The organism is Arthrobacter sp. B0316-1-20 (assembly GCF_059091865.1).
This window is the reverse complement of sequence record NZ_JBNHHC010000088.1, coordinates 1-9,222: the sequence shown is the minus strand read 5'-3', so window position 1 is coordinate 9,222 and position 9,222 is coordinate 1. Positions and strand designations below refer to the sequence as shown.

Sequence of the window (9,222 nt, the reverse complement as noted above, 5' to 3'; positions counted from 1 at the left end):
GGACGACGCGTTTGTGGTGGACGTGGCGAAGCTGCACCACAAGAACCCGATCTCGCCGTACGCCGGCAAGCCGCTTGCCGGCGTCGTCCGCCGCACCTTCCTGCGCGGCAGCGAAATCGACGGTACGACGCCGACGGGCAGGCTGATCCGCCGCGGCACCGCCTAGAGCACTTGCTTGGCCCCCCTCCCGGTGACTCCGCAGCACGCGCCCGTATAGGCGCTCAGACGTGCGTCTGCTGCAGAATCAGGGTCCCGGAGTGGGGCCAGAAAGCCCAGCCTGCCGGCATTACGCCACCGGCCGGCTGTTTCCGGCGCGGACGTTGGCACTTCCCGCTGGAGCCAGGAGAGGGCCTTCCTTCATTGCTCGGGAAGGCCCTCTCTTTTCTTGGCGCGACGCCAGGATCTGCGCCAAACAATTCCACTATATGAAAATCAGTTTTCCTCTTGTGGAATTATGTGACCCCCGTTACGCTGGGTGAAATGCCCTTGCGGGCCGTGTCCCTTCCGCTTGAAAGCTCCACCGGCGCCATGCGGCGCCCGCCCCTAATAGAAGGTACTTCGATGATGAACGTCACCTCCACCCAACAGACCGAGGCAGGCACCATGCCGGCATCCGGACAACCCAAGCCCCCGGCCACGGCTCTGGACACCAGCGGCCTGCCGGAGATCAGCGAGAAGCTGTACAACCAGGACCTAGCGCCCACCAAGCAGAAGGGCCGCAGCTGGACCGGCTACAGCATCTTCACCCTGTGGGCCAACGATGTCCACAGCCTCGGCAACTACGCCTTCGCGATCGGCCTCTTCGCCCTGGGCCTGGGCGGCTGGCAGATCCTGCTGGCCCTAGGCGTGGGGGCAGTGCTGCTGTTCCTGCTGCTGAACCTCTCCGGCTTCATGGGCCACAAGACGGGTGTTCCGTTCCCGGTCATGAGCCGCATCAGCTTCGGCATCCGCGGCGCGCAGATTGCGGGAATGCTCCGCGGTGGTGTGGCCATCGTCTGGTTCGGCATCCAGACGTATCTGGCTTCCGTGGTCTTCCGCGTCATGCTGGTGGCGCTGTTCCCGGCCCTGGCCGAATTTGACACCAACTCCATCCTGGGCCTGTCCACCCTGGGCTGGGCCGCCTTCGTGGTCCTGTGGGCCGTCCAGGTCTACATCGTCCGCCATGGCATGGAAATGATCCGCAAGTACGAGGCCTTCGCCGGGCCGATCATCCTGCTGACCATGGCCGCCGTGGCCGTATGGATGTTCATCTCCGCCGGCGGCTCCATCGCCTTCTCCACGGACAACGCCCTGACCGGCGGTGAAATGTGGGCCAAGATCTTCGCCGGCGGCGCCCTCTGGGTGGCCATCTACGGCACCTTCGTGCTCAACTTCTGCGACTTCACCCGCTCCTCCGTCTCCCGCAAGTCCATCACGTCGGGCAACTTCTGGGGCATCCCGGTTAACATGCTGGTCTTCGGCCTGATCGTGGTCGTCCTGGCCGGCGCCCAGTTCAAGATCAACGGCACCGTGATCGAAAGCCCCGCGGACATCATCCAGACCATCCCCAACACCTTTTTCCTGGTGCTGGCCTGCCTGGCCCTGCTGATCCTGACCATCGCGGTCAACCTGATGGCCAACTTCGTGGCTCCCGTCTACGCGCTGACCAACCTGTTCCCCAAGCGCCTGAACTTCCGCCGCGCCGGCATGGTCAGCGCCGGCATCGGCCTGGTCATCCTGCCGTGGAACCTCTACAACAACCCGCTGGTGATCGTGTACTTCCTGGGCGGGCTGGGCGCCCTGCTGGGCCCGTTGTTCGGCGTCGTGATGGCCGACTACTGGCTGATCCGCAAGTCGCGAATCAACGTTCCGGACCTCTACACGGAGAACCCTAACGGCACCTACTTCTACAAGGACGGCTACAACCGGCCGGCCATCGCGGCGCTGATCCCGGCCTCGGCCATCGCGATCCTGATCGCGTTCATCCCGACCCTCGGCGCGCTGTCTTCCTTCTCCTGGTTCTTCGGAGCCGGCATCGCCGCAGTGGTCTACTACGCCATCGCCGACCGCAAGCGGACTTACGCCGACGTCAGCGGCGAGCCGATCGCCGTCGAAAGCGTCCACTGAGACACGCCCACCCCGCACCACCACCGCCAACCCGAGGACACCATGCGAATCCTTGTTGTTAACGTCAACACCACCCAGTCCATGACCGAGGCCATCGGAGCGCAGGCGCAGGCTTTCGCCGCCGAGGGCACGGAGATCGTGGCCCTGACGCCCCGCTTCGGCGCCGAATCCGTCGAGGGCAACTTCGAGAGCTACCTGGCCGCCGTGGCCGTCATGGACCGGGTGGCTTCCTACCCCGAACCGTTCGACGCCGTCATCCAGGCCGGCTACGGCGAGCACGGCCGCGAGGGGTTGCAGGAGCTGCTGGACGTTCCGGTGGTCGACATCACCGAGGCGGCCGCCAGCACGGCCATGTTCCTGGGCCACAAGTACTCGGTGGTCACCACCCTCGACCGCGCGGTGCCGCTGATCGAGGACCGGCTGAAGGTCGCGGGCCTCGAGGCCCGCTGCGCCTCCGTGCGCGCCAGCGGCCTGGCGGTCCTGGAACTGGAGGAGGACCCGGCCCGCGCGGTCGAAACCATCGTGGACCAGGCCGAGCGGGCCGTCCGCGACGACAAGGCGGAGGTGATCGTCCTGGGCTGTGGCGGCATGGCCGGCCTGGACGAGCAGATCCGGGCCCGCACCGGTGTTCCGGTGGTCGACGGCGTTGCCGCCGCGGTGACCATTGCCGAGTCGCTGGTGCGGCTGGGCCTGTCCACTTCCAAGGTGCGCACCTTCGCGCCGCCGCGCACCAAACGGGTGACCGGCTGGCCGTTGTCGACGACGGCTGCCGAGGGCATGCTCGGCGCCGAAGCGTAGGGATACGCCCCGGCGCCAGTAATGGTGGACACATAACCCCCGGCTCCAGTGGAAAACAGATCCGGCAACTACGTAAGGTTGATGCATGGTCGCATTGAGAAACCGCCGCGCTGCTGCGCTGCCTGCAAAGCTTTCCCGCTCCTGGCTGCTTGCCGCAGCCGCTGACGAGGCAAACTTTGCGCCGGCGCTGGCGTCCGAAGCGGACTCGGTGATTTTCGACCTGGAGGACGGCACCCCTGCCGGGCAGAAGGATGAGGCCCGTGACCGCGTGGTTGAAGCCTTGTCCACCGGCATGACCGCCTGGGTCCGGGTCAACGGCATCAACAGCGACGAATGGGCGGCCGACCTTGCGGCCCTGTCCAAGGCGCCTGGACTGCGCGGCGTGATGCTGGCCATGACGGAGCAGCCGGAGCAGGTCACGCATACCGCCATGCGCCTGCAGGCAGGCACCCCGGTCCTGGCCCTGATCGAATCCGCCGTCGGCATCGAGAACGCGACCGCGATTGCACGCGCACCCGGTACCTTCCGGCTGGCCTTCGGCGTGGGCGACTTCCGCCGTGACACCGGTGCCTCGGACGACCCCATGGCGCTGGCCTACGCCAGGTCCCGCCTGGTCATCGCCTCCCGCGTGGGCGAGCTCCCCGGCCCCATCGACGGGCCGACGGTGGGTGCGCTGGGGGAGGAGCTGCTGGAAGCCTGCAAGGTGACCGCGTCCATGGGCATGACCGGCAAGCTCTGCCTCAGGACGGAGCAGACGGACACCATCAACAAGGGACTCTCGCCCAGCGAATCGGAGATCCAGTGGGCCCACGAGCTGCTGGACGCCCACGCCTCCGGCGCCGTGGTGGGTGACGGCTCTTATCTGCCGCGCCTGGCCCGGGCCCAGAAGATCTCCTCGCTGGCCGATTCCTACGGGCTCTGGAACGCCTAGCAGCCGGGCATCCGGCTGGTTCAGGCGGGACCGGACCCAGCCGGATACTAAGGTATCTGATTGTTTTGCCGCCGCTGCGGCGGTACGTTGGCCGCATCTGACTCCCTGTACGGAAGGATGCTGTGGTGGACGAGCGCACGCGCAAGGTCCGGCTGGCGGCAGCCGATAAAGAGTCCGCACAATTCGCCCTCGATAATGCCGACGCGGATCTGCGCGACGCCATCCGCGAAGCTCTTGCCGAAGGCGCGCCCGTCGCTGACCTGGCGGAGTCGTCGGACCTGCCGCCGCACCAGATCAAGAAACTGGGACGGTCAGCCAACTGACTGCAGCAGGTAATTGAAGTTCAGGCCCTTGGCCTGGTGCTTATTCGGGCTGCGGTCCCCACACCGCGGCCGCACCGCTGGCCCCGATCAGCACCACCTGGAACACGCAGGCGACTGCCAGCATCACCGAGAACACGCGGATGGCCGGCAGCGCCCAGGACGCGGCGGCCGCCTTTTCCTGCAACCTGGCGGCGCCGCGGGGCCATCCCAGTTCCAGCAGCGCAAGGATGGCAAGGACGACGGCGGGAGCCAGTACCAGCGGCAGGATCGGCTCGGCGAGGCTTTCGTGCCGGACGATTTCGGTGGTAGTGCCCTCCGTTCGCCTCAGGTCCTCGCCGGTAATGCGGGCGGCGGCCACGAACAGCGCGGCGGTGATACCGGTGGCCCCGGCAAGGACCGTCATGCTGCGGCTGATCCGCGGCACGAACATCAGGACCGCGAACACGAGCATCAGTGGCACGAAGACGACGGCACCGTGGACCATCAGCGGATGCAGCGGCAAGCCAATAAGTTCCATTTGTCTAGTTCCCCCCAAGAAGCATCAACTCCGCCAGCCTAACCGCCGGGCCTGTAATTTCACTAGGGCGTGGCCTCATGAAGGCGGCGGCCATCCGGGGCGAGGCAAAGGGAATGTGGCGCCGGTCATTGTGCCGCTTTGGCACCGTCCGCACTTCTGGGCCAAGGTTCATTCGTGCGTTGGTTCCCACGGCGGCACTCGCCGCCGTTCTGCCCGGGGAACCTGGACTGCCCGGCGAGTACTGGACGCAGTTGGGGCTGTTCGGTGGCGCGCCGATCGATGGACACAGGACCTACGTCTACTGCTCTGCCACAGACCACGGTCAGGGTGCCAACGGCGCGCTAGTGGATGCTGCCGTGTTGGCAGACGAACTCTGCCGCAGCGACGATGTGCCCACTGCCCTGCGGCGCTACACGGCTCGCCGCCGCAGCGCCGTCAAGCGCGTCCAGGATCGGGCCGACATCCTGAAGAGGCTCTCACACGTGCGCCCGTCCGCCCTCAGCGCTCCACCAGGATCCCGTCCTCGTCCGCGAATACCGTTGCCCCGGGCCGGAAGATGACGCCGTCGATGGTCAGGACAATGTCTACTTCACCGACGCTGTCCTTGGCGCTCTTGCGCGGGTTGCTGCCCAGCGCCTTCACGCCCAGCTGCAGCCCGGCGATGGCGGCGCGGTCCCTGATGGCACCGTGGATGATGACGCCGGTCCAGCCGTTGGCTACCGCGGACTCCGCGATCATGTCGCCCATCAGGGCCGTGGCCAGCGAACCGCCGCCGTCGACCACCAGCACCGCACCGGCGCCGGGCGTGGCCAGGGTGGACTTCACCAGGCCGTTGTCCTGGAAACACCGAATGGTGCGGATGGGACCGCTGAAGCGGGTGATGCCGCCTAGGTCCTGGAACTGGAGGGCGACGGACTGCAGCTCGTCGCCACGTTCGTCGTAAAGGTCTGCCGTGGCAAGGGTCATGGGCTGTCCTTCCTGTTTCCGGCCAGCCTACCGGTTGTCCCGCTGCGCCCGCCGCCGAGGGGTGGGCCGGAAGGTTCGGCGTCCCTACGATGGAGCTATGAAGTTCACCGAAGAGGTCGTCATCGACCGGGCCCTGGGCCACGTCATGCAGTTGGCGGACAATCCGGACAACATCAGGCACTGGCAGCCGGAGCTGGTCAGCATCGAACTGCTGAACGGACCGCCGCGGCAGCCCGGCGCCAAATCCAGGCTGGTTTACAACATCAATGGACGCCGGATGGAGATGATCGAGACCATCGTCGTCAACAACATTCCGGAGGAGACCACCTCCACCTATGAGACGAAGGGCCTGGTCCACACCATCACCAACCGGTTCGTCGAGCTGGACGACAACAGCACGAAAATGATCTCGGACAATGACCTGCACTTCACCGGCTTCATGAAGCTCATGGGCAAGGTGGTGCAGGGGGAGCTGGTGAAGCAGTCGAAGAAGAACATCGCGAACTTCAAGGCCTTCGCCGAGAGCCATCCGGGCCACGGGGACGGTCCAGCCACCGCCTGACCTGGGACATGCACCGCGTTTTTCCTCTTTGGGGAGGCCCATTTGGTCCCAAGGTATTCCCAACGCGCCGAAGGTTGGATATACCGATATTGTTTGGGCGGAATTTCCGCAGCGAACGGTTTGCTGACGAAAGGTGATGGTTATGGCGGGTAAATTCGAGATCTTTGCCGACGGCAACGCAAAGTTCAGGTTCCGGCTGATGGACGACGCAGGCGCGGTCGTTGCCATGTCCGGAGGGTACGAAGATAAGTCAGCGGCTGTGGCCGGAATCAATGCCGTGCGGGAAAACGCTGCCAGCGGCCTGATTATCGACCTCGCCAGGACCTGAGCAGCCCGCAGGCAGGACCTCAACCGTAAGGCGTCCCCGATGCGGGGGCGCCTTACGGCGTTCTGAGCTGCGAGTCATGCACGGCCACGTGCCGCGCCGCTTCCGGGTCATGGCGGGCACCGTGCGGCGGACCATATCGACGGCGGGTGCCGTCGGGGCGGCGTAGGTCTCGATGAAGACCGCCCGGGCCCGTCCCAGCGGCCAGTCCGGCACGCAGGAGGCTGTGTCATCAGTTCCGGCAAAGAACGACGGCGGCGCCTTAGGTTCCGCGCTGAACGGAACCTACGCCGGCCAAGAACGGGCGGACCGGGCTTTGTCCGGTTTCAGGCGGCCAGTAACTATCCTGCCAGCCGGTCCCGGACCAGCCATGAACAAGACTCACAGCGGTCGTAGTAGGCCCGGGCGATCGGGTCGTGCAGGGAAGCGAAGGCCGAGAGGAACAGCGCCCGTTTGAGGACCTTGTTGCCCTTGCGTGAGGGGTGGTTACCGCGGATCGAGGTGCCCGAGCGCCACGTGACCGGTGCCAGGCCTGCGTAGGAGGCCAGGTGCCCAGCGGTCTTGAAGTCCTTGCCGACGGCCTCGGTGAGACGCGTTCGGTGTCACCACCCTCGCCTTCCCGCTCATCAGCGCGGGGGTGTACGCGTGGCCGTTGGAGGATGCAGCGGATGCCGCGGTCTCCACGCTGCAGTGCACGACGTCGGGTGTCGGTCAGGCGCGGATTGTCGCCTACTCGGATCGGGACTTCGCGGCCGTGACCGCGCGGGTGGGCTGAGCTGCGCCGTCGGGTAGGGAACGGACAGCGCTACTGGGTGGCGTCCTCGCCGGCCCAGGCCTCCACGTAGAACTGCGGGGACCGCGAGTCCAGCAGCTCCGTATAGGGATCCGGCTCCATTGCCTGCGCTGAACCATCCGGGACCTTCGAGGCGAAGGCGGACACGCCCAGCCCGGCCTCATGATCCTTCAGGGTCAGGCCGGCGGCCTCCAGGATCGTGGGGTACATGTTCAGCTGGTCCACGCGGGGGCGCAGCTTGCTGTTCTTGTCCTCGCCCGGGATCCAGATCCGATTGAAGATGGTGCGGTTGTCGTTGTCGTCCAGCTGCTCGTGGAAAGCGTCGCCGGCGCTCATGTGCTTGAGATGGTCGCCCATGATCACCACGGCGGTGTCGTCGAGGTAGCCCTTCTCCTTCATATAGTCCACGAATCCGGCCACCTGGGTCATGGAGCAGGAGAACACGGAGGTGACCTCGTTCTGCGTATCCACGTTGCAGTAGTCGAAAATGTGCACCGGCTCGTGTGTGTCCAGCGTCAGCATGGAGAGGTTGAACGGCTGACCGGTCTTCTCCGCCTCGGCGTGCAGTTCGTCGATCTCGTCCTTGGCGTGGGCCATGAGGCGTCCGTCGCTCAGGCCCCAGTCGCTGCGGAAGTTCTTCTCCGGTTCGCCGGCGGCGCGCCAGTGGGAGAGGTCCTTCTCCTCGGAGTAGCCGTGGCTGCTCAGGAAGGTGTCCTTCGCGGCGAAGGAGGCGTTGGCACCGCCCAGGAAGACGTTGTTGTAGCCGTGCTCGACCAGGACATCGCCCAGGCAAGTCAACCCTCCCAGGTAGGTGTCGACGTCGCCGCCGAGCTGGTTGAGGGCGCCGCTGCCCGCGGCGGAGCCCATGCCCTTCAGCGGGACGCCGCACTGCGTCGAGGTGAGACCGGCCATGGTCCAGCCTCCACCCTTGTACTGCTGGAAATCGTCCACGCTCTGCCAGCCGCTTGAGGCCTTGGTGACCTCCTTTAGAGGAGCGAACGCGTCCTTCTCGAAGAGCTGGTCGTCCGCGAGGGTGGCCTCGCCGGACTCGAGGTAGATCAGCACCAGGTTGCGCTTGTGCTTGTCGCTGGTGACGGTCGGCTCCACGTAGTAGTCGCCGAGGTCGTACTTGGAGTTCGCCGCCTTGATGTAGTCCCTCATGCCCACCGTGGTGGCGAAGGCCGTGGTGCCGCCGATGACCACCGCGGCCACCAGAGCGGTGGAGACGGTGTGCATGATCCACTGCAAGCGACGAGGACGCATGTCGTCGCCATTGCGGCGGCGCTTTCGGCGCCGGAAGTACTGCCACAGGGCGATCCCGACGGTGATGAGCGGGGGCACGACGCCGATCCCCAAGATGCCGATCCAGACGATGGCTCCGCCCCCGCCGTCGGTTTCCACGGAGACGAGATTCAGGAGCATCTGACCCACAGAGATCTTGCCCCAGTAGAAACGGATGCCGGCGGCGGCGATGAGCAGCGCGAGCCCCGCCCAGATCAGGACGTAGACCAAGATGCGTCCCACGACGACGCCCACCCGTCGGATCACGTGAAGAATCCGGCCAGACATGGCAACACCTCGCGTTCCAGATGCGCGCGAGTTCGCCGGACACCCTTGACATCCAACCCGTTCTCGGGCGCATAGAAGCCTAGTACCGTTACACTACCCGTTCAACAGTGGTTCACCCGTTAGAAATGGTTTTAATAGTCCTTTCGGGGCAGCCGCCGGGCGCAGATGATGGTGATGGCCGGAGTGGCTACAGCGGTGATCGTGGTGGCGCTGCGGTCGTAGCGGATGGCTAAGCGGCGGAACGCCAGCAACCAGGAGATGGTGCGTTCCACGACCCAGCGGTACCGGCCCAGGCGTTCGCTGGAGTCCACCCCGATCCGGGCAATCCGGGC

The 9,222-nt window shown here is 65.8% G+C and carries 11 protein-coding genes and 2 pseudogenes; 8 read left to right on the top strand and 5 right to left on the bottom strand.

The window, feature by feature from the left end; all coding sequences use genetic code 11:
* From AC5RW2_RS38805 to AC5RW2_RS38785, 5 genes and pseudogenes are all read left to right on the top strand, one after another.
* Positions 1-166, top strand: a pseudogene (locus AC5RW2_RS38805) (allantoinase AllB); the annotation flags it as partial.
* 398 nt (positions 167-564) lie between these two features.
* Positions 565-2,106, top strand: a complete 1,542-nt coding sequence (locus tag AC5RW2_RS38800) for an NCS1 family nucleobase:cation symporter-1 (RefSeq protein ID WP_494032432.1) — start codon at positions 565-567, stop codon at positions 2,104-2,106.
* Between the two features lie 42 nt (positions 2,107-2,148).
* Positions 2,149-2,904 (top strand): aspartate/glutamate racemase family protein, encoded by a 756-nt coding sequence (locus tag AC5RW2_RS38795; protein WP_494032417.1) that lies wholly within the window; start codon positions 2,149-2,151, stop codon positions 2,902-2,904.
* 85 nt (positions 2,905-2,989) lie between these two features.
* Positions 2,990-3,835, top strand: coding sequence for an HpcH/HpaI aldolase/citrate lyase family protein (locus tag AC5RW2_RS38790; RefSeq protein ID WP_494032418.1), 846 nt, complete (start codon positions 2,990-2,992; stop codon positions 3,833-3,835).
* A gap of 125 nt (positions 3,836-3,960) precedes the next feature.
* Positions 3,961-4,158 carry a hypothetical protein gene (locus tag AC5RW2_RS38785; protein ID WP_494032419.1) on the top strand — a complete coding sequence of 66 codons (198 nt, stop codon included), beginning with the start codon at positions 3,961-3,963 and terminating at the stop codon, positions 4,156-4,158.
* 40 nt (positions 4,159-4,198) lie between these two features.
* Here the strand turns inward: AC5RW2_RS38785 and AC5RW2_RS38780 are convergent, their stop codons facing one another.
* A complete protein-coding gene (locus AC5RW2_RS38780; RefSeq protein ID WP_494032420.1) occupies positions 4,199-4,675 on the bottom strand; it encodes a DUF2231 domain-containing protein in 477 nt (158 codons plus the stop codon).
* A gap of 498 nt (positions 4,676-5,173) precedes the next feature.
* Positions 5,174-5,641, bottom strand: coding sequence for a ribonuclease E activity regulator RraA (gene rraA, locus AC5RW2_RS38775; RefSeq protein WP_494032421.1), 468 nt, complete (start codon positions 5,639-5,641; stop codon positions 5,174-5,176).
* A 97-nt stretch (positions 5,642-5,738) separates the two neighbouring features.
* On the opposite strand from rraA, the gene AC5RW2_RS38770 reads away from it, so the two are divergent.
* Both AC5RW2_RS38770 and AC5RW2_RS38765 read left to right on the top strand, forming a co-directional pair.
* Positions 5,739-6,203, top strand: a complete 465-nt coding sequence (locus AC5RW2_RS38770) for an SRPBCC family protein (protein ID WP_494032422.1) — start codon at positions 5,739-5,741, stop codon at positions 6,201-6,203.
* A 142-nt stretch (positions 6,204-6,345) separates the two neighbouring features.
* A complete protein-coding gene (locus tag AC5RW2_RS38765) occupies positions 6,346-6,531 on the top strand; it encodes a YegP family protein (protein ID WP_494032423.1) in 186 nt (61 codons plus the stop codon).
* Between the two features lie 383 nt (positions 6,532-6,914).
* On the opposite strand, the pseudogene AC5RW2_RS38760 reads toward AC5RW2_RS38765, so the two are convergent.
* Positions 6,915-7,097, bottom strand: a pseudogene (locus tag AC5RW2_RS38760) (transposase); the annotation flags it as partial.
* Between the two features lie 83 nt (positions 7,098-7,180).
* On the opposite strand from AC5RW2_RS38760, the gene AC5RW2_RS38755 reads away from it, so the two are divergent.
* Positions 7,181-7,303 (top strand): hypothetical protein, encoded by a 123-nt coding sequence (locus tag AC5RW2_RS38755; RefSeq protein WP_494075179.1) that lies wholly within the window; start codon positions 7,181-7,183, stop codon positions 7,301-7,303.
* Between the two features lie 30 nt (positions 7,304-7,333).
* Here the strand turns inward: AC5RW2_RS38755 and AC5RW2_RS38750 are convergent, their stop codons facing one another.
* Positions 7,334-8,890, bottom strand: coding sequence for a sulfatase-like hydrolase/transferase (locus AC5RW2_RS38750; protein WP_494032424.1), 1,557 nt, complete (start codon positions 8,888-8,890; stop codon positions 7,334-7,336).
* Positions 8,891-9,021: 131 nt separating this feature from the next.
* On the bottom strand, positions 9,022-9,222 hold a 201-nt coding region (locus AC5RW2_RS38745), incomplete at its 5' end, for a transposase (protein ID WP_494075178.1).

What these genes read in the sequence shown, in the direction of transcription:
- AC5RW2_RS38800 (WP_494032432.1), top strand. Translation starts at nt 565, where the DNA reads ATGAACGTCACCTCCACCCAACAGACCGAGGCAGGCACCATGCCGGCA.
- AC5RW2_RS38795 (WP_494032417.1), top strand. Translation starts at nt 2,149, where the DNA reads ATGCGAATCCTTGTTGTTAACGTCAACACCACCCAGTCCATGACCGAG.
- AC5RW2_RS38790 (WP_494032418.1), top strand. Translation starts at nt 2,990, where the DNA reads ATGGTCGCATTGAGAAACCGCCGCGCTGCTGCGCTGCCTGCAAAGCTT.
- AC5RW2_RS38780 (WP_494032420.1), bottom strand. Translation starts at nt 4,675, where the DNA reads ATGGAACTTATTGGCTTGCCGCTGCATCCGCTGATGGTCCACGGTGCC.
- rraA (WP_494032421.1), bottom strand. Translation starts at nt 5,641, where the DNA reads ATGACCCTTGCCACGGCAGACCTTTACGACGAACGTGGCGACGAGCTG.
- AC5RW2_RS38770 (WP_494032422.1), top strand. Translation starts at nt 5,739, where the DNA reads ATGAAGTTCACCGAAGAGGTCGTCATCGACCGGGCCCTGGGCCACGTC.
- AC5RW2_RS38765 (WP_494032423.1), top strand. Translation starts at nt 6,346, where the DNA reads ATGGCGGGTAAATTCGAGATCTTTGCCGACGGCAACGCAAAGTTCAGG.
- AC5RW2_RS38750 (WP_494032424.1), bottom strand. Translation starts at nt 8,890, where the DNA reads ATGTCTGGCCGGATTCTTCACGTGATCCGACGGGTGGGCGTCGTCGTG.